The sequence below is a fragment of the Pseudomonas sp. CJQ_9 genome (assembly GCF_043106615.1).
GTDB lineage: Bacteria > Pseudomonadota > Gammaproteobacteria > Pseudomonadales > Pseudomonadaceae > Aquipseudomonas > Aquipseudomonas juntendi.
Window position 1 is genome coordinate 1 of sequence record NZ_JBICMS010000092.1, and the last position, 24,394, is coordinate 24,394.

Annotated in this window: 20 protein-coding genes, 2 tRNA genes and 3 pseudogenes; 17 read left to right on the top strand and 8 right to left on the bottom strand. The window is 59.3% G+C overall.

The annotated features are described in order from the left end of the window. Positions 1–1,006 precede the first annotated feature (1,006 nt). From ACF8SD_RS19165 to ACF8SD_RS19195, 7 genes and pseudogenes are all read left to right on the top strand, one after another. Positions 1,007–1,267, top strand: a pseudogene (locus ACF8SD_RS19165) (HAMP domain-containing protein); the annotation flags it as partial. Positions 1,268–1,336: 69 nt separating this feature from the next. After that, the gene (locus ACF8SD_RS19170; protein WP_370649526.1) at positions 1,337–2,125 is read left to right on the top strand and encodes a methyl-accepting chemotaxis protein; all 789 of its coding nucleotides are present in this window, start codon (positions 1,337–1,339) and stop codon (positions 2,123–2,125) included. Between the two features lie 186 nt (positions 2,126–2,311). Continuing rightward, positions 2,312–2,764, top strand: a complete 453-nt coding sequence (locus ACF8SD_RS19175) for a DUF2867 domain-containing protein (protein ID WP_392484984.1) — start codon at positions 2,312–2,314, stop codon at positions 2,762–2,764. 249 nt (positions 2,765–3,013) lie between these two features. Then, entirely contained in the window at positions 3,014–3,502 is a 489-nt protein-coding gene (locus ACF8SD_RS19180) for a type VI secretion system tube protein Hcp (RefSeq protein WP_173891752.1), read from the top strand. A gap of 9 nt (positions 3,503–3,511) precedes the next feature. Then, a pseudogene (locus ACF8SD_RS19185) lies at positions 3,512–4,486 on the top strand (hypothetical protein). Next, complete coding sequence (locus ACF8SD_RS19190; protein ID WP_033690021.1) at positions 4,483–4,860, top strand: hypothetical protein; 378 nt, start codon at positions 4,483–4,485, stop codon at positions 4,858–4,860. Before ACF8SD_RS19185 ends, ACF8SD_RS19190 begins: the two are co-directional and overlap by 4 nt. Positions 4,861–5,015: 155 nt before the next feature. Further along, entirely contained in the window at positions 5,016–5,390 is a 375-nt protein-coding gene (locus ACF8SD_RS19195; protein ID WP_156326626.1) for a hypothetical protein, read from the top strand. 64 nt (positions 5,391–5,454) lie between these two features. Here the strand turns inward: ACF8SD_RS19195 and ACF8SD_RS19200 are convergent, their stop codons facing one another. The 4 genes from ACF8SD_RS19200 to ACF8SD_RS19215 form a co-directional block, all read right to left on the bottom strand. Further along, positions 5,455–7,020, bottom strand: a complete 1,566-nt coding sequence (locus ACF8SD_RS19200; protein ID WP_173891267.1) for an iron ABC transporter permease — start codon at positions 7,018–7,020, stop codon at positions 5,455–5,457. Next, entirely contained in the window at positions 7,020–8,033 is a 1,014-nt protein-coding gene (locus ACF8SD_RS19205; RefSeq protein WP_009681291.1) for an extracellular solute-binding protein, read from the bottom strand. The genes ACF8SD_RS19200 and ACF8SD_RS19205 overlap by 1 nt, the downstream gene beginning before the upstream one ends. 171 nt (positions 8,034–8,204) lie before the next feature. Further along, positions 8,205–8,291: transfer RNA gene (locus ACF8SD_RS19210), tRNA-Leu, on the bottom strand. 87 nt (positions 8,292–8,378) lie between these two features. After that, positions 8,379–8,465 (bottom strand) — tRNA-Leu (locus tag ACF8SD_RS19215). A gap of 272 nt (positions 8,466–8,737) precedes the next feature. On the opposite strand from ACF8SD_RS19215, the gene rnr reads away from it, so the two are divergent. The 7 genes from rnr (at position 8,738) to dnaB (ending at position 15,928) form a co-directional block, all read left to right on the top strand. Next, the gene (gene rnr, locus ACF8SD_RS19220; RefSeq protein WP_392484985.1) at positions 8,738–11,317 is read left to right on the top strand and encodes a ribonuclease R; all 2,580 of its coding nucleotides are present in this window, start codon (positions 8,738–8,740) and stop codon (positions 11,315–11,317) included. Continuing rightward, positions 11,314–12,060, top strand: a complete 747-nt coding sequence (gene rlmB / locus ACF8SD_RS19225) for a 23S rRNA (guanosine(2251)-2'-O)-methyltransferase RlmB (protein WP_029887883.1) — start codon at positions 11,314–11,316, stop codon at positions 12,058–12,060. The genes rnr and rlmB overlap by 4 nt, the downstream gene beginning before the upstream one ends. 308 nt (positions 12,061–12,368) lie before the next feature. Continuing rightward, the gene (gene rpsF / locus ACF8SD_RS19230) at positions 12,369–12,794 is read left to right on the top strand and encodes a 30S ribosomal protein S6 (protein WP_003249557.1); all 426 of its coding nucleotides are present in this window, start codon (positions 12,369–12,371) and stop codon (positions 12,792–12,794) included. Between the two features lie 28 nt (positions 12,795–12,822). Further along, the gene (gene rpsR / locus ACF8SD_RS19235) at positions 12,823–13,053 is read left to right on the top strand and encodes a 30S ribosomal protein S18 (RefSeq protein ID WP_003249563.1); all 231 of its coding nucleotides are present in this window, start codon (positions 12,823–12,825) and stop codon (positions 13,051–13,053) included. A 33-nt stretch (positions 13,054–13,086) separates the two neighbouring features. After that, positions 13,087–13,950, top strand: coding sequence for a hypothetical protein (locus tag ACF8SD_RS19240; RefSeq protein WP_173891265.1), 864 nt, complete (start codon positions 13,087–13,089; stop codon positions 13,948–13,950). Positions 13,951–13,970: 20 nt separating this feature from the next. After that, the gene (rplI, locus tag ACF8SD_RS19245) at positions 13,971–14,417 is read left to right on the top strand and encodes a 50S ribosomal protein L9 (protein ID WP_003249568.1); all 447 of its coding nucleotides are present in this window, start codon (positions 13,971–13,973) and stop codon (positions 14,415–14,417) included. A 113-nt stretch (positions 14,418–14,530) separates the two neighbouring features. Further along, the gene (gene dnaB, locus ACF8SD_RS19250; RefSeq protein ID WP_009681285.1) at positions 14,531–15,928 is read left to right on the top strand and encodes a replicative DNA helicase; all 1,398 of its coding nucleotides are present in this window, start codon (positions 14,531–14,533) and stop codon (positions 15,926–15,928) included. A 114-nt stretch (positions 15,929–16,042) separates the two neighbouring features. Here the strand turns inward: dnaB and ACF8SD_RS19255 are convergent, their stop codons facing one another. Together ACF8SD_RS19255 and ACF8SD_RS19260 are read right to left on the bottom strand one after the other, a co-directional pair. Next, a complete protein-coding gene (locus ACF8SD_RS19255) occupies positions 16,043–17,698 on the bottom strand; it encodes an ATP-binding cassette domain-containing protein (protein WP_392484986.1) in 1,656 nt (551 codons plus the stop codon). 1 nt (position 17,699) lies between these two features. Then, positions 17,700–18,560 carry a YcaO-like family protein gene (locus ACF8SD_RS19260; protein WP_392484987.1) on the bottom strand — a complete coding sequence of 287 codons (861 nt, stop codon included), beginning with the start codon at positions 18,558–18,560 and terminating at the stop codon, positions 17,700–17,702. A gap of 781 nt (positions 18,561–19,341) precedes the next feature. Here ACF8SD_RS19260 and ACF8SD_RS19265 point away from each other — a divergent pair. Together ACF8SD_RS19265 and ACF8SD_RS19270 are read left to right on the top strand one after the other, a co-directional pair. Beyond that, a pseudogene (locus ACF8SD_RS19265) lies at positions 19,342–19,509 on the top strand (DUF3077 domain-containing protein); the annotation flags it as partial. Between the two features lie 126 nt (positions 19,510–19,635). After that, the gene (locus ACF8SD_RS19270; protein WP_173891263.1) at positions 19,636–21,936 is read left to right on the top strand and encodes a YgiQ family radical SAM protein; all 2,301 of its coding nucleotides are present in this window, start codon (positions 19,636–19,638) and stop codon (positions 21,934–21,936) included. A gap of 135 nt (positions 21,937–22,071) precedes the next feature. Here the strand turns inward: ACF8SD_RS19270 and ACF8SD_RS19275 are convergent, their stop codons facing one another. Continuing rightward, the gene (locus tag ACF8SD_RS19275; RefSeq protein WP_173891262.1) at positions 22,072–22,659 is read right to left on the bottom strand and encodes a TIGR00730 family Rossman fold protein; all 588 of its coding nucleotides are present in this window, start codon (positions 22,657–22,659) and stop codon (positions 22,072–22,074) included. A 349-nt stretch (positions 22,660–23,008) separates the two neighbouring features. On the opposite strand from ACF8SD_RS19275, the gene azu reads away from it, so the two are divergent. Next, entirely contained in the window at positions 23,009–23,458 is a 450-nt protein-coding gene (gene azu / locus ACF8SD_RS19280) for an azurin (RefSeq protein WP_029885725.1), read from the top strand. A 107-nt stretch (positions 23,459–23,565) separates the two neighbouring features. Here the strand turns inward: azu and nadE are convergent, their stop codons facing one another. After that, positions 23,566–24,393 (bottom strand): ammonia-dependent NAD(+) synthetase, encoded by an 828-nt coding sequence (gene nadE, locus ACF8SD_RS19285; protein ID WP_392484405.1) that lies wholly within the window; start codon positions 24,391–24,393, stop codon positions 23,566–23,568. Position 24,394 lies beyond the last annotated feature (1 nt).

The following is a 24,394-nucleotide window of genomic DNA, read 5'->3' on the forward strand; positions in this document are numbered from 1 at the left end:
GTGGCGTATGCCTGCCTTGAGCGCTGTGGGCTTGCTGTGGAAGCTGGCTTGCCGGCGATAGGACCAGCCCAGGCAACCCCGTTGCTCAACCTTGGCGCATATCCCTGCTCCCCCCGGCACAACCCTTGCTGTAAGAAACATCTGACGATGCCATCAAAATAGTGGCGCCAGAAAACACGAGGGTTACAACGTGTCTGCCATCCTCTCACTGTTACGAAGCCGCCTTCTGCGGCCTGTGTTTGTTGCCCTTGGTATCGCGCTTTTGGTGCAGGTGCTGGTTGCCGTTGCCCTCACCCGCAGCACGGTGACTGCCCTGGAGGCCGACCTTGGCGAGCGCCTGGGTAATGACAGCCGCCAACTCGCCAGCGAGCTGGAGCAAGCCGGGCAAGATGTACGTTCGGGCCTCGACGGCCTGTCCAGCAGCACTCGCCAGCGCCTCAGCGCGGGGTTGGCGACGCGCCTGCAAAGCGAGCAGCAGCAACTGCGCAGCACCCTGGAGAAGAACCTCAAGGATTCGGCCAGCGACATGGCCGAGTTACTGGCCTCGGTCGCCCCGCGGGCGATCTGGGATAACGACGTGCCGGTACTCTCCGACTTCGCCCGCCGCGCCCAGCGCAATCCCAATGTGCTGTTTGTGATCTACGACGACGCCCAGGGCCAGCACTTGACCCGCTACCTGAACCGGCAAAACCCGATCAACCAGGCGTTGATGGAGAAAGGCCAAGGCGAGCGCGCGCTGGACAAGGTGATCGACGCCGCCCGGCGCGACCCGGCGGTGTACTTCGTGGAAGCGCCGATCAACCCCAATGGTGCGGAAATCGGCAAAGTGGTCATGGGGGTTTCCACCGCAGGCATCGACCAGGAACTCAAGGCCCTTGACCAGCGCTTTTCGGCGCTGATTGCCAGTGGTGAACAGTTGGTTGGCGACAGCCTGAACGGTGCTGCCGCCGACAGCGGCAACACCTTGCGCGAACGCCTGGAGAAAGCACAGGGCAGTGCAGCGGCAATGCAGGTCAACACTGCGCAGACCGTACGCGATGCCGCTGCCGAGCTGCGCTGGCGCATCGGCCTGGGCCTAGCGGTGGTGGGGCTAGGTGTATTGCTGGTCGTGGCCGTGGTGCTGGGGCGCCGGGTGCTGAGCAAGTTGCGCCTGTTGATAACTGCCCTGAATGACCTTGCGGCGGGCGAGGGCGACCTGACCAAGCGCGTGCCGCTCGACAGCCGCGATGAAATTGGCGACATGGCCTCGGCGGTGAACCGTTTTGTCGACAAGCTGCAGCCAATCGTGCGAGAGGCGGGCGAAGTGGCGCAGCGTACCGGCGTGGAGATAGGCGCGATGGCCCAGCGCAATGCCGGCGCCGATGCTGCTGCCGCGCTGCAGCGTGATGAAGTGGCAGCCAGCCTGCGTGACCTGTCGAGCATGGCCGATGAGGCGCAGGCCGAAAGCCATGCGATGCAGGCGGCTCTGCAGCAGGTGGTGGATATTCGCCAGGCCACCGACGAGAACAGCCGCAGCTCGACCCAGCTGGCGAGCTTGATCGAGAACCTGGCCGGCCAAGTGGAGACGGGCTCCCAGGTGATCGAGCGCCTGGCCAAGCAGAGTGAGCAGATCGAAGTGGTGCTGACGGTTATTCACGGCATCGCCGAGCAGACCAACCTGCTGGCCTTGAACGCCGCCATCGAGGCGGCCCGGGCAGGTGAGACCGGGCGCGGGTTTGCCGTGGTGGCCGATGAGGTGCGGGCGCTGGCGAGCAAGACACAAAGCTCCACTGGCGATATACAGTCGCACATCGCCGCGTTACAGAAGGGCGCCAAGGAGGCCGTGGCTACTATCAGCCAGGCCGGGCTCAAGGCCAGTGAAGGCCTGTTGGTGCTGCGCGACAACGAACGTCGCCAGCAGTCGGTGCAGGCTGCGGTGGAGCAAGTTCACGCGGCCATTGGTTTGGCGACTCGCGCTGCCGAACAACAGGCCCATGGCGCACAGGCGGTGCGGGGGCGGGTGGAGAACATCCATGCCCAGGCCGAACGCTCGGCTGAGGTGGTGATGCAGACCACGGCCAGCAGCAAGGTGCTGGATGACTTGGCGGCTCAGCTACGCGCCAGCCTGGGCCAGTTCCGGGCCTGAATCCTGCGCAGTCTCTTCTTGTGGGAGCGGCCTTGCGTCGCGAAAGGACCGCAAAGCGGTCCCAGGATATTCGCGTAAACACATCTATTGCTGGGGCCGCTTCGCGGCCCTTTCGCGACACAAGGCCGCTCCTACAGCGAGTCATGTTGCTATGCTGTCAGCGACACATGACAAAGGGAGTTGCTCATGTCCGCCCAATTGGTCGCCGCCCAGGCAGACCTCGATTTTCTCCACAGTGCCAGCATACAGCTCACTGCCCCGATGACCGCCCTGCAAGCCTACTGCGCCATGACCTCGGATGTTCCCGCCTGGCTGGCCAAGGCCTTCCGCATTCGTGACTTCATCTCGCGTCGATTCAATGTCGCCGATATCCATGGCCTCACTCCCCAGAATCCTGGGCATGTGCCAGCCGACGGCGAGCATCTGGACTTCTTCACTGTCGAGGCCATCAGCGACCAGCAACTGGTGCTGACGTCGCGCGATACGCACTTGGCGGTGATGGTCTGCATGGATGTGAATGGGCAGCGCTTGAAAGTGACCACGTCGGTGCGGTGTTTCAATGCCTTTGGCCGGCTGTACATGCTGCCGGTTGGCCAGGTACATGGCCTGATTGTGCGTCGGATGTTGGCGAATTTGTAGACAGCGCTGAATATGAAGGTGAAACATTCATTTACGTGATCAAGTCTGCATCTTCCTCAAAATTGTAGGATATTTCCCGAATAGGTCTCGTTAGAGTGTTTGCTGTTGCAGCGCTAGACGCAGGGAGCTAGTGTCGATCTTGCCTGAAGGCACTCGGCAAACTTCGCCGCTTTCTTCAGGAACAACCTCAGGACGGCGATGGCGGAACATCGTCGTTATCAGCCCAATTTTTACCAAGGAGTGGTAAGCATGGCTTTCGACGCTTATATTCAAATCGCGGGAATCACTGGCGAAGCACTGGACGAGCAGTACGCCAACTGGATCGAAATCATCGGCTACAAGTTCGGTGCCAATCAGAGCACCTCTGCCACCGCAAGCTCAGCGGGTGGCGCATCATCAGGCCGCACCACACTCACCAACTTTACCTTCACCAAATACCTGGACAGTGCTAGCTGCAAGCTGCTGGAGGCTAGCTGTGCCGGGCAGCACCTGAAGGAAGTGAAGCTGGTGGTGTGCCGTGCCGGTACCGAAAAGCTCAAGTACTACGAAGTGGTGCTGGAGGAAGTGATCATTGCCGATTATGTCCAGAGCGCCAGCGCCGGCGTGCCAATTGAAGTGGTGCAGCTGAACTACGGGCGCATCAAGACAACCTACACCCGGCAGAAACGTCTCGATGGCAGCGCCGGCGGTAATGTCACTGGGGGTTGGGACCGCATCAACAACAAGAAGTACGCGTGAGGTGCGACCATGTCCGAGGCACGCAGCTTTATCAATCCTCAGGCGCAATCGTATGAGTCGCTGAAGGCTGGCACGCCCATGTCGGCCAATCAGCGGGCCAAGTTTGATGTGCTGAATGCACATATCGCCAATGGTGTGGTTGTCGGCGGGTAGCTTGTGATTGTTGGTGATCCCAGCACGCCCATGTGCACAGGTCATGAAGCACTCTTGATGGCTAAGGCGGCGGGAATACATCATCAGCTTGAGATTAACGGCGCAGGGGTAGATGACTTTCTTCTGGATAACTACGAGTTTTTGAAAAGCCTGCTCGCCCATGCTTCCATGGGAGCTGGCGCTGTGAGCGACGGCTGGAGCAGATACCTTGAAGCGATCAAGAAGACTTTGGAAGAAATCGAGATGTTACATCGGGAGTATTTGAAAGGTGGAACACTGAAAGCGCGTGAAGAATTTTATACCAAGCGAATGGCGTTGTTTGTTAAGTTGGAGGAGCAACTGAACAAAGTGGCTGCGCATGGTTCAGGCTTACGAAAAAAAGGCTCGATGAAAAGAACGCTTGAGATATCCACCAAGAGCTATCTACATACAGGTGAGATTGCTGGATATGCCGAGAAGGTCGCGGGTGTATAGAAAGCAGCGAATTTGATAAAGAAGGGTACTTACATCGGTTTGGGGCTCGATGTGGCGTCAACGGGACTGAGTATCCATCATGCGTGTACCTTTGGGCGTCCTGAAGACTGCAGAAGGGCCAAGTATGTAGAAGGAGGCTCTCTGGTTGGCAGTACAGGTGGATCAATCGCTGGCGGATCGATTGGTGGATTTATAGGTGGTGCTGGATGCGTGCTTTTCCTCGGTGTGACTGCTGGAGGTCCGGGGGCTCTCGCGTGTACTGTGATTGGCGGTGCTGTTGGTGGTGCTATAGGCGGTACGGCCGTAGGTGATATCGGTGAGATGGTTGGTGAGTTGTTATATGAGGTGCCGCAATGACTAGCTTCGACACGAGGTGGTTAGGTCTTCCTTTGATGGTAGCTATGTTTATAGTCATATTTGTGTGGATTTATATTTCAGTTCGTTATGTAAATTACATAGAATCGTTACTTTCTAATAGTTCAATGGTTTCGGGTAACAAAAGGATTTTTAGCTCCGCCGGCTTGCTAGGTAAAGTGATGCGTACCGGTTCGGCGTCCGTCATGTTGTCGATGAGGGCGATTTGTATTCGTAAAGGCCTTCTGGATCGTCAGGATGTAAAGAGGTTTCCTGGTGGTTTGCGGCGTATGCTAGTTGGCTTGTGGTTTGTTCATGTGGCTGTTTTTTTATCGCTCATTGGTCTTTGGGTGTGGTTGAAATTGGTAGGCTATTAGTAGTTTTCGGCTGGAGCCTGCGGTGAGCGGAAGCGAGCTGTCTTCATCGTTAAATTTGTAAGGAATTTCGCACAATAGTCTTGGTTAGTTACCTACTAGTGCAGTGCCAGGCACCGGGGTATAGTGTCAGCCGGGCCTGAAGGAAGAGTGCGAGAATGAGTGCCGAAGCTTTGACGATAATCGCGTCTATCCTGCTCGCTTGTATGGCAATCAGCGTGTGTGTGATGGTTTACTTAGCTTGTCGATCTATAGAGGCTATCGAAAAAGCTTTAGCGAAATGCAAGTATATTCAGAGTAACAGGGAAAACTTTTCAGCGGCTGGTCTTGTTGGAAAATTAATGCGTACTTGCCTGGCGGCAAATATGCTGATGATTCCAGGGTTGTTTGTTCGAAAAGGTGTGGCAGATGTTTCAGATCTCGAGAATTTTCCAAGGCCTATTAAAAGAGTTTTGTTGCCGTCTTGGATGGGGCTTGTAGTGTCGACGACCTTGTTCTTTGCTTTCAACTGGCTGGTGGGAGTTTTAAAGTGAACTTGTGATGAAGTCTCAAGTACTCAGGCTTGTGCCCAGGCCACATGGCAGCCTGGGCAAGCTTTCAAGCCTTGTTCAGGTACATCCGCGTAGTCAGCAAATACACCGGCAACCCCGACACCACAATCAGCAATGCCGCATAAGGCGCCGCCGCCGCGAACTCGACGTTTGCCGTATGCGCCCACACCTCGGTCGCCAGGGTGGTCATGCCGGTCGGGCTGAGCAGCAGCGTTGCCGTAAGCTCTTTCATGGCATCCAGGAACACCAGGGCAAACGCTGCCGCCATGGCCGGGAAGATAATCGGTAGGGTCACCCGGCAGAACGCGGCAAAACTGCTCGCACCCAGCGTACGCGCAGCTTCTTCCAGCGTTGGCGAAGCCTTGTTCAGCGCGGTGCGCACCGGCGATTGCGCCAGCGGCAGGAACAGCAGTGCATAGGCCAGCAGCAACAGTGCCGTGGTCTGGTACAGCGCCGGCACATAGTGCAAGGCGAAGAACACCAGGGTCAGGGCGATCACCAGGCCGGGCAGGGCGTGCAGCAGGTACGGCAGGCGCTCGGCCCAGATCGCCAGGCGGCCTTTGTAGCGCACCACCAGGAAGCTGATCGGCAGCGCCAACAGCACGCAGAAGCCGGCACCGCCAAGTGACACCGACAGTGAGGTGAACAGCGCCTTGGAAATGGCCGCCACCGGGAATGCCGCTGACGAACCTACGCTAAGCCAGTAGCCGAGCATGGCCAGGGGAATGCCGCTGCCCAGCACTGCCAGGCCCAGGCAGAACAGCTGCGCCGGCACTGCCCAACCACGCAGCCGCACCGGTTGTGCACGGCGTGCCACGCCCTGGCCGATGCGTACATGGCGGGCCTTGCCGCGCACGCGCAGCTCCAGCCACAGCATCACCAGGCACATCGCCAACAGGACGGCAGACAACATGGCCGCGTTGGCGTTGCTGAACTCCAGTTCGAACTGCTGGTAAATCGCCGTGGTGAAGGTTTGCAGGCCGAGAATCGACAGCGCACCGAACTCCACCAGCATGTGCAGGGCAATCAGCAGGGCACCGCCGAGCATTGATGGCCACAGCAGGGGTAGGGTCACCTTGGTGAATACGCCCCAGCGGCTACAACCCAGGGTGCGCGCCGACTCCTCCAGGGAGGTGTCGAGATTGCGCAGGGTCGCGGCCACCGGCAGGAACACCAGCGGGTACTTGGACAGGGCCATGACCATGATCGCCCCGCCCAACCCTTCGAAGTCCGAGCTAAGCGATACCCAGGTGAAGCTGCTGACGAACGACGGTACGGCAAACGGCAGGCACAGCAGCACCCCCCACAGCCGGCGACCGGCCAGGTTGCTGCGCTCCAGCAGCCAGGCCAGCGCCAGGCCGACCACCATGCAGGTCAGCGTTACCCCGACCATCAGCAGCAGGGTATTGCGCATCAGCCCCCAGACAAAGGGCCGCCACAGCAAGTACAGGGCTTCGTGCCAGCCGGCTTCCCAGGCTTTGATCGCCACATAAGCCAGGGGCAGCAAGCTCATCGCCACCAGGAACAGCACAGGCAGCACGACCCAGATCGAAGGGCGCTTGCGGCGCGGTACGAAGCGTACCGGCAGCGGGGTGGACAGGGCGGCGGTCATCAGAGCAGGCCGACCTCGCGTTCCAGCTCGATGGCTTCTTCGGCATTACCCAGGTCAGCTGGCGAAATCTTCGGCGGGCGCAGTTCATCGAACGGTTTCAGGCCGCGGTCCGAGACCATGCCCTTGTGCAATGGGTACTCGGCGGTGGTCTGGGTGATCACGCGCTGGCCTTCTTCGCTGGCCATCCAGTTGAGCAGGGCCTGGGCCTCTTTCGGGTGCTTGCTGGCCTTCACGGCCGCGGCGCCCGAGATGGTCACCAGATTGCCGGCGTCGCCGTCGGCCAGGTAGTACAGTTTCGAATCGAGCTTGCCGCGCTCACGCTCCAGGGCATACCAGTAATAGTTGTTCACCAGTACGGCAGCCACTTCGCCTTTTTCCACGGCCTTCAGCGCGACCATGTTGTTGGTGTAGGTCTTGCCGAAGGCCTTCAGGCCGGTCAGCCATTCTTCGGTGGCTTCACGCCCGTGCATCTTCAGGATGGCAACGGCCTGCTCCTGGAACGCACCGCTGGTCGGTACATAGCCTACGCGGCCTTCCCAGTCAGGGTTGGCGAAGTCCATGACGGTGGTCGGCAGGTCTTTCTCGTCGATCTTCTTCGGGTTGTAGACCACCACGCGGGTGCGCGCGGTAACGCCCATCCAGGTGCCGTTGGCAGCCACATATTCCTTGGGCAGCATGTTCAGCGTGGCGTCGTCGATTTTCGCCAGCAGGCCCAGCTCGCCCAGGTTGTTCAGCGGTGGCGATTCTTCGGTGTAGATGATGTCGGCCGGCGAGCGATCGCCTTCCTCGATGATCTGGCTGGCCAGCTGGTTGCTGCTGCCTTTACGGATATTGATGTGGATACCGGTCTTGGCCTCGTAGGCCTTGGCGATGGCTTCGCCGATTTCCTTGTGCTGGCCGTTGTACATGGTCAGGGTGACCGGTGCGTCAGCCATGGCGGCCGGAGCGCCGATGACCAGGCTCAGCACGGCGGCGGCCAAGGTACGCATCAGCGGTTGCGGGCGGATCGTCATGCGGGTACTTCCTCGCTTACGGCAACATATTTGGAAACAATGGTAAACGAAATCGTTTCTCATGTGGCCGGGTGACGATAAATTCATCGTCAGACCATGGTGCAAGGGGGGGGGAGGGTACAAAAATCGCAGGCAAGAAAAAACCCACTAGCAAGCTAGTGGGTTTTTGTATGGTGCCCAGGAGAAGACTCGAACTTCCACGACCGTTAAGTCACTGATACCTGAAACCAGCGCGTCTACCAATTCCGCCACCTGGGCAAAGCTTTACATCATCTGGAGAAGGCGACAATCGTTCGCTTTCACACAGTAGTAACAGATCCTTGGTCATCTGTTACTTGAAATACTTGGTGCCCAGGAGAAGACTCGAACTTCCACGACCTTGCGGTCACTGATACCTGAAACCAGCGCGTCTACCAATTCCGCCACCTGGGCACACATTCGAGATTATTTGGTGCTTTACAGCGCCGCTAATCTCTATTACAACTTCGGGCTAGTCCGTCGTTGTGGTGCGCACTATACGGACGGCTTGGGGGGCTGTAAACCCCCTTGGCAAAAAAAAATTCAAAAATTTCAACTTGTTGATTCCACTGGCCTATTCCTGCTGTTTACGCACTGCAGCGGGGGCTGTCCAAGGCCGACATTTCCGGTTTCAATACGCCTATGCCAGAATTCCTATCTATATACCCCAAGGTGAACCCCTTCTGATGGCCGATTGGCAATCCCTCGATCCCGAGGCCGCTCGCGAAGCGGAAAAATACGATAACCCCATTCCCAGCCGTGAGCTGATCCTGCAACGCCTTGCCGACCGTGGCGAGCCCGCCGCACGCGAGGAGCTGGCGAAAGAATTTGGTCTGTATGAAGAAGACCAGATCGAAGCCTTGCGCCGCCGTCTGCGTGCCATGGAGCGCGATGGCCAGCTTATCTATACCCGGCGCGGCACTTATGCCCCGGTAGACAAGCTGGACCTGATCTGCGGCCGGGTCTCTGGCCACCGCGACGGCTTCGGGTTCCTTATTCCAGATGACGGCAGCGAAGACCTGTTCCTCAGCCCGTCGCAGATGCGCCTGGTGTTCGACGGTGACCGCGGCCTGGCGCGCGTGTCCGGCGTGGACCGCCGCGGCCGTCGCGAAGGCGTGCTGGTCGAGGTCATCTCCCGCGCCCACGAAAGCGTGGTCGGCCGCTACTTCGAAGAAGGCGGCATCGGCTACGTGACTCCCGACAACCCCAAGATCCAGCAAGAAGTGCTGGTGACTGCGGGGCGCAACGGTGGTGCCAAGATCGGCCAGTTCGTCGAGATCAAGATCACCCATTGGCCAACCCCGCGCTTCCAGCCGCAAGGCGACGTGGTGGAGGTCATTGGCAACTACATGGCCCCCGGCATGGAAATCGACGTTGCCCTGCGCAGCTACGATATCCCCCATGTGTGGCCCAAGGACGTGATCAAGGAAGCGCGCAAGTTCCGCTCTGAAGTCGAAGACAAGGACAAAGAGAAGCGCATCGACCTGCGTCACCTGCCGTTCGTCACCATCGACGGTGAAGATGCCCGCGACTTCGACGACGCCGTGTACTGCGAGCCGTTGGGCAAGCTGCGCCTGTTCTCCGGTGGCTGGCGCTTGTATGTGGCCATTGCCGACGTGTCCAGCTATGTACGCCTGGGTTCGGCCCTGGACGTCGAAGCGCAGCAGCGCGGCAACTCGGTGTACTTCCCCGAGCGCGTGGTGCCGATGCTCCCCGAGGAGCTGTCCAACGGCCTGTGCTCGCTGAACCCGCACGTCGATCGCCTGGCCATGGTCTGCGAAATGACCATGAACAAGGCCGGCCAGATGGTCGACTATCAGTTCTACGAAGGCGTTATCCACTCCCACGCCCGCCTGACCTACAACAAGGTCAGCAGCATGCTCGAGCACTCGCGCACCCGTGAAGGCAAGGCGCTGCGCGAAGAGTACAAGGCGGTCGTGCCAGACCTGAAGAACCTGTACAACCTGTACAAGGTGCTGGTGGAAGCGCGTCACACCCGTGGCGCCATCGACTTCGAGACCCAGGAAACCCGCATCATCTTCGGTGACGAGCGCAAGATCGCGGAAATCCGCCCGACCGTGCGCAACGATGCCCACAAGCTGATCGAAGAGTGCATGCTGGCTGCCAACGTGGCCACTGCCGAGTTCCTGCAGAAGCACGGCGTGCCAGCCCTGTACCGTGTGCACGACGGCCCGCCGCCGGAGCGTCTGGAAAAACTGCGCGCCTTCCTTGGCGAACTGGGCCTCAGCCTGCACAAAGGCAAGGACCCGTCGCCGAAGGATTACCAGGCCCTGCTGGCGAGCATCGCCGGGCGCCCGGACTTCCACCTGATCCAGACGGTGATGCTGCGCTCGCTGAGCCAGGCCGTGTACAGCACCGAGAACAATGGCCACTTCGGCCTCAACTACGAGGCTTACACCCACTTCACCTCGCCGATCCGCCGTTACCCGGACCTGCTGGTGCACCGCGCCATTCGCAGCATCATCCGCTCCAAGGTCGACACCCCGCACGTCAAGCGGGCCGGTGCCATGAGCATTCCCAAGGCGCGCATTTACCCGTACGACGAGAACACCCTCGAGCAACTGGGTGAGCAGTGCTCGATGACCGAGCGCCGGGCCGACGAAGCCACCCGCGACGTGGTCAACTGGCTCAAGTGCGAGTTCATGAAAGACCGCGTGGGCGAGACCTTCCCGGGTGTGATCACCGCCGTGACCGGCTTCGGCCTGTTCGTCGAGTTGACCGATATCTACGTGGAAGGCCTGGTGCATGTCAGTGCGCTGCCGGGCGACTACTACCACTTCGACCCGGTGCACCACCGCCTGTCCGGCGAGCGCACCGGCCGCAGTTTCCGCTTGGGCGACACCATCGAAGTGAAGGTCATGCGGGTAGACCTGGACGAGCGCAAGATCGACTTCGAAGTGGCCCAGTCGACCCTGGCGGCACCTATCGGTCGCAAGCAGCGCGGCGCCGCGCCAGCAGTTGACCAGGCCGAGCAGCCGCCGCTGAGCGAGGCGAAGGCCACGCCCAAGCCGCGCAGCCGTAAAAGCGAGGCCGCCGAAGCCTACTTCCCGAAAGACGCCGTGCAGCGTAATGCCGAAGTGCGCAAGAGCCGCGAGATGAAAAAGGCGCTGATGAGCGAGGCGCGCACGGGCGGCCACGCCAGCAGTAAGTCGGACAAAGGTGGCAAGGCCACCGGCAAACCGACCAAGCACCGTAAAGGCCCACCGAAGTCCGGTGCGCCACGCAAGAGCAAGAGCAAGTCATGAGTCAGCTGGAAAAGATCTACGGCGTGCACGCCGTGCAGGCATTGCTGCAGCACCATCCGAAGCGGGTCAAGCAGATCTGGCTGTCGGAAGGGCGCAGCGAGCCACGCCTGCAGGCATTGTTGGCACTGGCCGCGGAGAACCGCGTGGCGGTTGGCCAGGCCGAGCGCCGCGAAATGGATGCCTGGGTCGAGGGTGTGCACCAGGGCGTTGTCGCCGAGGTCAGCCCTAGCCAGGTGTGGGGCGAACTGATGCTCGAAGAGTTGCTCGAGCGCACGGAAACCCCGCCGCTGATCCTGGTGCTGGACGGCGTGACCGACCCGCACAACCTTGGCGCCTGCCTGCGTACTGCCGATGCGGCCGGCGCCACGGCAGTGATCGTGCCCAAGGACAAGTCGGCTACCCTGACCCCGGTGGTGCGCAAGGTGGCCTGCGGCGCTGCCGAGGTCATTCCGCTGGTGGCTGTCACCAACCTGGCGCGCACGCTGGAGAAACTGCAGCAACGTGGCCTGTGGGTGGTCGGTACCGCGGGTGAGGCCGAGCAGGAGATCTACCAGCAAGACCTGACCGGGCCGCTGGTGATGATCATGGGCGCTGAAGGCAAGGGCATGCGCCGCCTCACCCGCGAACATTGCGACTTCCTGGTGAAATTGCCGATGAGCGGCAGCGTCAGCAGCCTTAACGTGTCGGTCGCCACGGGCGTGTGCCTGTTTGAGGCCGTGCGTCAGCGCCAGGCCAAGCGCTGATCTTCAGCCTGTACCGGCCCTTTCGCGGGCATGCCCGCTCCCACAGGTTCGCTGCTGCCTCTGGCATTGCAGATTTCCTGTGGGAGCGGGGTTACCCGCGAATGGGGCTTTGACGCCATGTGAATATGTTTCAGGCTGTTCAAATATTCGCCAATTGCCTTGCTTGTGCGCAACGCCTTCTCTACAATTGCGCCCCTTGCCGAGCTGGCAGGCGCTCATGTGCCTCCCCTCCGTGCAAGACATACAGTGTCATTCACTCCTTGTCTGACCAGATTCACTGGCAGACTACTAACCCGTAAGGAGCATTCATGCGTCATTACGAAATCATCTTCCTGGTTCACCCGGACCAGAGCGAACAAGTCGGCGGCATGGTTGAGCGTTACACCAAGCTGATCGAAGAAGATGGTGGCAAAATCCACCGCCTGGAAGACTGGGGCCGTCGTCAACTGGCCTACGCAATCAACAATGTTCACAAGGCTCACTACGTGATGCTGAACGTTGAGTGCACCGGCAAGGCCCTGGCCGAGCTGGAAGACAACTTCCGCTACAACGATGCCGTGATCCGTAACCTGGTCATCCGTCGTGACGAAGCCGTTACCGGCCAGTCCGAGATGCTGAAGGCTGAAGAGAACCGCAGCGAGCGCCGTGAGCGTCGCGAGCGTCCTGAGCATGCTGACTCCGCCGAAGGCGACGACAGCAATGACAGCGACTCCAGCGATAACGCTGACGAGTAATCCACGGACCTTTAGAGGAGCCTATTAAATGGCACGTTTCTTCCGTCGTCGTAAATTCTGCCGCTTCACTGCTGAAGACGTGAAAGAGATCGACTTCAAAGATCTCAACACCCTGAAAGCTTACGTATCCGAAACCGGCAAGATCGTTCCAAGCCGTATCACCGGTACCAAAGCTCGTTATCAGCGTCAGCTGGCTACCGCTATCAAGCGCGCCCGCTTCCTGGCCCTGCTGCCCTACACCGACAGCCACGGCCGCTGAGACCGGGCCGTCGACAAGCAGTAAGGGATTAGCATGCGAGCGTTAGCAAGTTTCATCATGCGCGGTCGTATGCAGGCCACCCTGGTGGTGGTCATCAGCGCGGTACTGCCGCTGCTGTTCTGGTTGAGTGCCGCTGCCGGCAGCCTTGTGCTGCTGCGGCGTGGCTTCAGGGATGCTACATCGGTCATCGTCGGCGGCTTGCTCGCCGGGCTGGCTGTGTGGGTCATGGGCGATCCCATCACCTTTCTGGTGATTGCGGGTGCCCTGGCCTTGGCCGCCATGTTGCGTGCCGAGCATCCCTGGAGCCGGGTGTTGCTCGCCAGTGCCGTGTTCGCCGTGGCTTTCAGCCTCGTGCTTGATCTGGCACTGGCGCAGACCTTCGATATGCTGGCCAAGGCGTTTGCCGAAGCCATGCCGAAAATCGAAGGGGAGCCCGTGCTTTCCGGTGAGCTGATCCGCCCTGTGCTGGTCGCCTCCACAGCAGTGACGGTGCAATTGTTCAGTGTGCTGGCGTTGATGCTGGCGCGCTATTGGCAAGCAGCGTTGTACAACCCTGGAGGCTTCGGTCGCGAGTTTCGCGAACTGAAGTTGCCGAAACAGACCATGTCGGTCTTGGTGGCAGTGATGGTGGTGGCGCCGTTTATCGGTCCGCAGTTCATCATTCTGGCATCGGCTTCCAGCCTGGTACTGGTGCTGGCCGGCATCGCGTTGATGCACGGGCTGGTGGCACAGGGGCGACTCGCCGGTTTCTGGCTGGTGGGCATGTACGTGACGTTGCCGCTGATCATGCAGCTGATTTATCCGTTGCTGGTGGTTTTGGCCATTGTCGACAGCCTGATTGATTTTCGCGGTCGCAAGTCCCCCAAGGGGAATGACTCCGCGAACGGTGAAGGTTAAAAGTTAAGAGGTTTTACCAAATGGAACTGATCCTGCTGGAAAAAGTCGCTAACCTGGGCAACCTGGGCGACAAAGTAAAAGTTAAGGCTGGTTACGGCCGTAACTTCCTGCTGCCATTCGGCAAGGCCACCGTTGCCAACGCCGCCAACCTGGCTGCGTTCGAAGAGCGTCGTGCCGAGCTGGAAAAAGCAGCCGCTGACAAGAAAGCTTCGGCTGAAAGCCGCGCTGCCCAACTGGCCGAGCTGGAAGTGACCATCACTGCCACCGCTGGCGACGAAGGCAAGCTGTTCGGTTCGATCGGCACCCACGACATCGCTGACGCCCTGACCGCCTCTGGCGTTGAAGTGGCTAAAGCTGAAGTTCGTCTGCCGAACGGCACTATCCGTCAGGTTGGCGAATACGACGTAGCTGTGCACCTGCACAGCGACGTTGAAGCCACTGTACGTGTGGTTGTCGTAGCTGCCTAAGCTGCGCTGACTGACTGGCTCCCTGCGAGCCAGGCAGTTAACATCGGGCACGGTCCTGTTTCCTACAGGCCGTGCCCTTTGTCTTTTTCGTCCTCCAGAATTCTTTCGTGGCCATGAACGAGATCACCACTTCCGAACAGCTAGACCTGCAAACCGCAGCCCTCAAGGTGCCGCCGCATTCCATCGAGGCCGAACAGGCCGTGCTCGGTGGCCTGATGCTGGACAACAACGCCTGGGAGCGGGTGCTGGATCAGGTATCGGACGGCGATTTCTATCGGCATGACCACCGCCTGATCTTCCGTGCCGTGCACAAGTTGGCCGACGCCAACCAGCCATTCGACGTGGTTACCCTGCACGAGCAACTGGACAAGGAAGGCCTGTCTTCGCAAGTCGGCGGCCTGGCGTACCTGGCCGAACTGGCCAAGAACACGCCGTCGGTGGCGAACATCAAGGCCTATGCCGCGATCATTCGCGAGCGCGCCACGTTGCGCCAGCTGATCAGCATCAGTACCGACATCGCCGACAACGCCTTCAACCCGCAAGGGCGCAACGCCGAAGAAATCCTCGACGATGCCGAGCGGCAGATTTTCCAGATTGCCGAGGCCCGGCCGAAAACCGGTGGCCCAGTGGGGGTCAACGAGCTGTTGACCATGGCCATCGACCGTATCGACACCTTGTTCAACTCCGACAGCGACATTACCGGTGTATCCACCGGCTTTACCGACTTGGACGAGAAGACCAGCGGCCTGCAGGCGGCCGACTTGATCATCGTTGCTGGCCGCCCGTCGATGGGCAAGACCACCTTTGCCATGAACCTGGTGGAAAACGCCGTACTGCGTACCGACAAGGCCGTGCTGGTGTTCTCGCTGGAAATGCCAGGTGAGTCGCTGATCATGCGTATGCTGTCTTCGCTGGGCCGCATCGACCAGACCAAGGTCCGTTCCGGCCAGCTGGACGACGATGACTGGCCGCGGTTGACCTCGGCGGTGAACCTGCTCAACGACCGCAAGTTGTTCATCGACGACACCGCGGGCATCAGCCCCTCGGAAATGCGCGCGCGCACCCGCCGCCTGGCCCGTGAACACGGCGAAATCGCCATGATCATGGTCGATTACCTGCAACTGATGCAGATTCCGGGTTCGGCCGGTGATAACCGCACCAACGAAATTTCCGAGATTTCCCGCTCGCTCAAAGCTTTGGCAAAGGAATTCAACTGCCCGGTCATCGCCCTGTCGCAGCTGAACCGCTCGCTGGAACAACGCCCGAACAAGCGCCCGGTGAACTCCGACTTGCGTGAGTCCGGTGCAATCGAGCAGGACGCCGACGTGATCATGTTCGTGTACCGCGACGAGGTGTACCACCCCGAGACCGAGCACAAGGGCGTGGCGGAAATCATCATCGGTAAGCAGCGTAACGGCCCGATCGGCTTTGTCCGTTTGGCGTTTATCGGCAAGTACACCCGCTTCGAAAACCTCGCGCCGGGCATGTACAACTTCGATGATGATGAATAACTCACTGTAGGAGCGGCCTTGCGTCGCGATGGGCTGCGCAGCAGCCCCCACACTGTTTGCATTTGCACTGAATCCTGGGGCTGCTGCGCAGCCCACCGCGACGCAAGGCCGCTCCTACAAGCTGTAAGGAACGCCGGCTAGCGGGGGATTCTGAGCGATGTTCGTTTGCATTTGGCCGATGATCCGACCCTCGCTCATGGTGATAACCCGGTCAAACCGCGACAGCACGCTCTGATCATGCGTCACACAAACCAGCCCTCTTCCGTTGAATGCCTCAAACAACAGATCCCAAGTGCGCTCTGCCGACCCGGCATCGAGCCCAGCTGTAGGTTCATCAAAGAAATTGAATTCCCCAGGCTGATTGAGAAGGCGTAGCAGCGTCAGCCTGCGTGCTTCGCCGCCGGAAATCGATTCTGCGCGTGCATCCAGATCAAGTTCGTACCAGTCTTTGCTCAGGCCCAACCGTTCAAGCCATCGCTCGATTTGAGCGCGATCATGAGTTTGCTCGAACAGCACCGCGCGGGGCAGGGAGCCGGGTATGAAATGCGTATCCTGAGGACAGAGTCGTAAGCGACTGAACTGTTCTCTCGCGTCGAGCGACGCCAGGCACCTGCCTTGCAGATAAACCTCTTTACGTAACGGGAAAATCGTTCCCGCTAACGTATGCAAAAGTGTCGATTTGCCACATCCGCTGGGCCCTATCAGCGCGACCCGTTCTCCTTTGTGCAGTACCAAGGGTTCTTCGATGTGAAGTTGTACAGCATCTCGAGCGCGCAACTGGCACGGGGCGATGCTCAGGCCGGCGCCCTTTCCGTGGGACGTCGCCTCAATAGTGCGTGCCGGGCCAAATGAGGGGAGCTGGAGCCAGTGCTCGAGCTTGCGCTTGTCTAGCCGAAACTGATCTACCAATCGCCAAGCCTCAGCGAGTTGCGCAACCCCTGCCAGCAATCCGCTCACCAAGGTAAAGAGAGCAACTAACTCGCCCAAGCTCAGCTGCGGTGTTGCCAGACCCTGATCATGGATACCCCACATGAGTAAACCGCCACTGCCCAGGCCTATGAATAGGGTGCGCAGGCTCTGTATCCAACCCCCACTGTAAGCTACCTGCACTGCTGATTCGGCATAGTGCGAAAGCGTCTGATTGACCGGGAGCATTGCGGCATCCTCGGCCTTTTCCAGTTTGACCGTTGTCGCGCTGGCGAAAGTATCTACCCATTGTTCCGCCAGCTCATCCTCGCGCGCGTTCACTGCCTCAATATGTGGTCGGCGCCAGCGCACCAGGCGATCGTTGGCCCATAGGTAGACAAGGCTCAAAGGGATGAGGCCGATCAACACCGAAGTTGCCCCCAAGTAAGCGAATAGGGTTATCAGCACTGCAGCCTCGGCCAACACCGGCCATGCCGAGCCAATCAAAAAGCCTAGCCACCGCTCCTGTGCGGTAATCCCCCTATCCAGCACTTTCACCAGTGTTCCGCCATGGAGTTGTCCATAGGCCTCGAAGCGTTTGTCCAGCAATTCGCGGCACCAGCGGATGGAAAGTTGCTTCACGCGTTCTTGGCAAAGTCGCGCCAGGCACCAAGCCTGCAAAGGGGTCATTGACGCTTGTAATGCTACCAGGCATATGAAGGCTCCGAGCAAAAGCTGGGAAGACGCCGCTGAAGCGGCCAGGTTGTCAATGATGTCGGCCAAGACTAGGGCCGGTACGACGGTCGCGATTTTCAGGAGTAGCGTCGCACCTAGGGCGGCGAGAATGCCTTTATAGAGATGCATGTCATTGCCTTATGCCTTTGAGCGCGCTCTGCGGCGCGACTGGGATACCTGACCTGATAAGGTGGAATCGTTCGAGTCCGGGTATGAACACCTGGACAACGGTAGCGAAGTTCGGGTGCTCATAAAGAGTGCGATAGAATGCGGCCGTATTTTGTTTTTCCAGATTGATCAGCGTTCGCTTGACTTGTCCGCGCACGCTGAGGTCAGTTCGGGGAGGGTGAAAAGCGGGTACCGCGTACCTGGGGCATGGGTGTAGAAGTGCCGAAAGTCGGGTTGAGTGCGCCAGAATTTTTGCGACGGCTTGGTCTTCTTGTTTTTCTTCTGGCCCAGAAAGTTCCGCGCACTGAATTTGCTCCGTCACGGCACGGTACAGTGCAATGCCGGGATTGATAGAGCTACCGGAACCTACGCTACTGAGTGAACCTTCTTTTTTGCAGCGAGAAACAGCGATGCAAAATGGAACATCATAGAAATCGTGGGTCAGGTATATTTCCAGTTTATGTATCTGGCGGATCAACTTGCTGTCATGGCCAAATGTTTCTTCCAGAAAAGAACTCGAGGGTTTGTAGAGTTTTGGTGGGGAAGTCAGGCCGCAAAGTGACAGATAGTACATGGAGAGTGCGTGGCGTTCGAGAGCTTCATTTATCGCGTGCAGTAAAGCTTCGTTCTCGGTGCAACCAAGTGCTGTGCCAGAATTGGTGGCATATTTGGCGAGGAAGCCCCCTGCAGTTTTCTCTATTTCATCAATGTTTTTGGAGCACGGTGCAACCAATATAGCGGGAATGGTTATATCGTCGTACGTATTCAGTGCCTGAAAGCTGAGGGAAGGTGTTCGGCAACCAGGTGGTATGGACTTGAGCAACCAGTCATCATACGGGGCGATCGATTCCAGGATCTGATCGCTGTCAAGGAATGTGGATTTCAGAACGACGACGTCCCATGGTTGGTACTCCTATGAAGTTGATTTGAGAACGCCTTTCAGCGCGTCACTGTTGTATCACTTGTTTTTTTCTGGGTTCAAGATCAGCGCCGGGCTTATAGCGGAAAGTTCTCGTAAGAATGGTTACCGGTGCTTGAGGTTTAAGTCCTACATTATTTCGGAATATTTAGAAAATCATCTAATAATTAGCAGGTTAGAGTTTGCGTAGGGTTGAGGAAGCAAAACATTCAGTAAAAATTGAGGGGTTGAGATCACTTAGCAGGGAAAAAGGGGGCGCTCACCATCTGCCGTCGCGGATCTAAAGCCGAGAACGTCGAGGGAAGCGCCATTGTTGTAGATCGGTTAGCCGGCCAATAATCAATTGCGTGCCCTTTCGTGTAGGCCGTTTCTGCAATACCAACCTACCGCCTTGGTGCCATTGCGGTGGTTTTCCGGGCGGCCTGGTCTAGGTCTGTCGTGGCCAAAGCAGTGATCGGGCCTGTAAGCCCGCAGACGATTAATACCGCTATTCGGATTGTTCAAGGCAACCCGCTGCGAGGGCAGATGCCTTTGTAAGGCTTGTTTTGATGTCGCCTGGGCGGGCCCTTTCGCGGGCATGCCCGCTCCCACAGGTACGGTGCAAGTCGCGAGGTTTGTGGTGACGTTGTGGGAGCGGGCGTGCCCGCGAAGAGGCCCGTCCAGGCAGTAGAGAATTATCTTGGGAATGAACACTCAGTTCACCGTCGGCAAGACCACGTTCTATCAAGGCGAAAATGGCACCTACCCGTCGTTCCGCATCGAGCCTGGAATCCCATGCCAGGACGCTCGCGACCAGTCTTCGGCGTTGATGGGGTATGAGCGCCAATTGACCATGACCGGGTTGATGGATGAAACAACCCCCAAGCCAGCCCGCCGTCACCCCACCCACCAATCCCCCACGAAGACAGTCGGATTTGGTCAAAATTTGTGCTATATTTCGCGCCCGCGATTTTCCTGCACACCAGAACCGGTCACTGACATGCAAGCAGCCAAACCACTCTACGACTATCCCAAGTACTGGGCCGAATGCTTCGGGCCAGCACCTTTCCTGCCAATGAGCAGGGAGGAGATGGATCTGCTCGGCTGGGATTCCTGCGACATCATCATCGTGACCGGGGATGCCTACGTCGATCACCCCTCGTTCGGCATGGCCATCATCGGCCGGCTACTGGAAGCCCAGGGTTTCCGCGTGGGCATCATTGCCCAGCCGAACTGGCAGTCCAAAGACGACTTCATGAAGCTCGGCGAGCCCAACCTGTTCTTCGGCGTGGCCGCCGGCAACATGGACTCGATGATCAACCGCTACACCGCGGACAAGAAAATCCGTTCCGACGACGCCTACACCCCGGGGGGCCTCGCCGGTAGCCGACCAGACCGCGCCAGCCTGGTGTACAGCCAGCGCTGCAAGGAAGCCTACAAGCATGTGCCGATCGTACTCGGCGGCATCGAGGCATCGTTGCGTCGCATTGCCCACTACGACTACTGGCAGGACAAGGTTCGCCATTCGATCCTGATCGACGCCAGCGCCGACATCCTGCTGTTCGGCAACGCCGAGCGCGCGGTGGTCGAGGTGGCCCAGCGCCTGTCCAATGGCGAAAGCATCGAAAGCATCACCGACGTGCGCGGCACCGCCTTCGTGCGCCGTGATACGCCGCAGGGCTGGTACGAAATCGACTCGACCCGCATCGACCGCCCAGGCCGTGTCGACAAGATCATCAACCCCTACGTGAACACCCAGGACACCCAGGCCTGCGCCATCGAGCAGGCCAAGGGCGACCAGGAAGACCCGAACGAAGCCAAGGTGGTACAGATTCTCGACAGCCCGGCGGTCACGCGGGAAAAGTCGGTCATCCGCCTGCCATCGTTCGAGAAGGTGCGTAACGACCCGGTGCTCTATGCTCACGCCAACCGCGTGCTGCACCTGGAGACCAACCCGGGCAACGCCCGTGCACTGGTGCAGAAACACGGTGACGTGGACGTGTGGTTCAACCCGCCACCCATTCCGATGAGCACTGAGGAAATGGACTACGTGTTCGGCATGCCTTACGCCCGTGTACCGCACCCTGCGTACGGCAAGGCGCGTATCCCGGCCTACGAAATGATCCGTTTCTCGGTCAACATCATGCGTGGCTGCTTCGGCGGCTGCACCTTCTGCTCGATCACCGAGCACGAAGGCCGCATCATCCAGAACCGCTCGCACGAGTCGATCCTGCACGAAATCGAAGAGATGCGTGACAAGGTGCCAGGTTTCACTGGCGTGGTGTCCGACCTTGGCGGGCCGACTGCGAACATGTATCGCATCGCGTGCAAAAGCCACGATATCGAAAAGCACTGCCGCAAGCCCTCGTGCGTGTTCCCTGGCATCTGCGAGAACCTCAACACCGACCACAGTTCGCTGATCGAGCTGTACCGCAAGGCTCGCGCTCTGCCAGGGGTGAAGAAGATCCTGATTGCCTCGGGCCTGCGCTACGACCTGGCCGTGGAGTCGCCGGAATACGTCAAGGAGCTGGTCACCCACCACGTAGGTGGCTACCTGAAGATTGCCCCGGAGCACACCGAGCGTGGCCCGCTGGACAAGATGATGAAGCCCGGCATTGGTACCTACGACCGCTTCAAGCGCATGTTCGAGAAGTTCTCGAAAGAAGCGGGTAAAGAGCAGTACCTGATCCCGTACTTCATCGCCGCGCACCCGGGTACCACCGACGAAGACATGATGAACCTGGCGCTATGGCTCAAGGGCAACGGCTTCCGTGCCGACCAGGTACAGGCGTTCTACCCGTCGCCGATGGCCTCGGCCACCGCCATGTACCACTCGGGCAAGAACCCGCTGCGCAAGGTGACCTACAAGAGCGAAGGTGTGGAAATCGTCAAGAGTGACGAGCAGCGCCGTCTGCACAAGGCCTTCTTGCGCTACCACGACCCGAAAGGCTGGCCAATGCTGCGTGAAGCGCTACAGCGCATGGGCCGCGCCGACCTGATCGGGCCTGGCAAGCACCAGTTGATTCCGGCGCACCAGCCGCAGACCGACAGCTACCAGAGCGCGCGCCGCAAGAACTCGACCCCGGCGGGCAGCCACAAAGTGGGCAAGGACCAGAAAATCCTGACCCAGCACACGGGCTTGCCACCGCGTGGCAGCGATGGCAGCAAGCCGTGGGACAAGCGCGAGAAAGCCAAGGCCGAGGCGTTTGCGCGTAACCAGCAGGCGGCCAAGGAGCGCAAGGAAGCGGGCAAGGGTGGCAAGGGCAACAAGAAGCCGCGTCAGCCTGTCATTCCGCGCTGATTTCGGGGGCCGCCTTGCGGCCCAATCGCCGGCAAGCCAGCTCCCACAGGGATTGCATACATCCCAAAGTGAGCATTGTCCCTGTGGGAGCTGGCTTGCCGGCGATTGGGCTGCAAAGCAGCCCCTGAATCTGGTTTAGTCAGGCTTCTTGTCGACCCACTTCGGCGCCACCGGCGCGACAAAGCGGTCCATCCCGCTCAGCAGTTCATCCGGCTGCTGCCCCAGCAGCAACATATCCCGGTGCTGCGGGCGCACGAATCCTTCCTCGACGATATGGTCGAGGAACCCGCCAAGCTTGTCATAGAAGCCGTTCACATCCAGCAGCCCCAGCGGCTTGGCGTGGTAGCCCAGTTGCCCCCAGGTCCAGACCTCGAACAGCTCTTCCAGCGTACCCAGGCCACCCGGCAAGGCGATGAACGCGTCGCTCAGCTCGGCCATGCGAGCCTTGCGCGCATGCATGCCATCGACCACTTCCAGCCGCGTCAGGCCTTTGTGGCCGACCTCGGCGTCCAGCAGGCTCTGCGGAATGATCCCTACCACGTCGCCACCTGCTGCCATCGCGGCGTCGGCTACCACACCCATCAAGCCAACTGCACCACCGCCATACACCAGCGTCCAGCCTCGGCGGGCAATCGCCTCGCCCAGCGCGACCGCCGCCTCACGGTAGGCGGGGTTGCTGCCAATGCTGGCACCACAAAATACACAAACGGAACGTACGGGCATTACTCACCTCCAGTCACTCAGGGTGACAGGGTACGGTGGCTGACCGTCGCCTCCAAGGCCGTGTTCATTCCGGGCGGGAAAATTCGCAGATGGCGCCGGTAGCGCCGTGGGCGTACGCGGCGAGCAGGCTGTTCAGAAACTGGGAGATGGGCATTTGGTATTGCTCCTAAATGAGAGGTTGTCCCATCGTCCAATAAAAGGGCATGATGTGCTCTTAGATTGGTTGTATACAATCCATTGAACAATTCAACTGACTGGCCACTTGACACCCCCTTGACCCATATCAGCAGGGTGCTGAACGGTTTCAGGCAGTCTCGCAATTGATAAAACCCTGCCAAGGAGATTCATGATGTTTGCGAAAGCTGTAGCGGTATCCCTGCTGACCCTCGCCAGCGCCTCTGTCTTCGCCGCCGAGTGCTCGGTAACTGTCGACTCCACCGACCAGATGTCCTTCAACACCAAGGAAATCACCGTCGACAAAAGCTGCAAGGAATTCACGGTCAAACTGACCCACTCCGGCAACCTGCCGAAGAACGTCATGGGCCATAACCTGGTGATCAGCAAGACTGCCGACATGCAGGGCATTGCGACCGAAGGCATGAGCCAGGGCCTGGAAAAGGACTACATCAAGGCTGACAACGCCGCGATCATTGCCCATACCAAAATGATAGGCGCGCCGGAAAAAGAAACCGAAGTGAAGTTCGACCCTTCCAAGCTTGAAGCCGGTGGTGACTACAGCTTCTTCTGCACCTTCCCGGGCCACATCTCGATGATGAAAGGCAAGGTTGTCGTCAAGTAATTAGCTGACGCCTAGCCCTGTAGGAGCGGGTTTACCCGCGAATGCGGTGCCAGATCCACCATCGCATTCGCGGGTAAACCCTTCCTACAGGTAGTGCTACAGCCTGATCAAGGGGCGAACGGCAATTCGCGCTTGTGCTGGGTCTTGCGGTAGGTGGCCACGATGATGTCAAACGCTGCCTGGTCGACCGGCTGCCCATGCAGGAACGCGTCGATCTGCTGGTAGGTCACCCCATGCGAGGCTTCGTCCGGTTTGCCCGGTGCCAGGTCTTCCAGGTCTGCAGTCGGCACCTTCTCCACCAGTGACTCCGGCGCGCCAAAGCTGCGTGCAATGGCCCGCACCTGGTTTTTCACCAAGCCGCTCAGCGGCGCCAGATCGCAGGCACCATCACCAAACTTGGTAAAGAACCCCATCACCGCTTCGGCGGCGTGGTCAGTACCGATCACCAGCCCTGCGCGCGCGCCGGCGATGGTGTATTGGGCGACCATGCGCGTGCGTGCCTTGACGTTGCCGACCACGAAGTCCACCAGCGTTGGCGAGCCGTTTTTCAACTCCACCACTTCAGCCGCCAGGGCGCGCACTGCAGGGGCGATGTCCACGGTGTGCACTTCATCGGCCTTGATCACGTCCAGGCAGGCCTGGGCGTCATGTTCATCATGCTGCACCTGGTACGGCAGGCGAACGGCGATGAAGGTATAAGCCTGGTCACCGGTATCGGCGCGCAGTTCGTTGATGGCGCGCTGGGCGAGCAGGGCCGCGGTCAGCGAGTCGACCCCGCCGCTGATGCCCAGTACCAGGGTCTTGAGCCGGGCGTTGGTCAGGCAGTCCTTGATGAACGCCACGCGCCGGGCAACTTCTGCCTCGAGCGCAGCCGCGTCGGCGAACGGCGGCTGGACCTTCAGCGCCTGGGCAATTTCTTGCTGAACCGCTTGCATG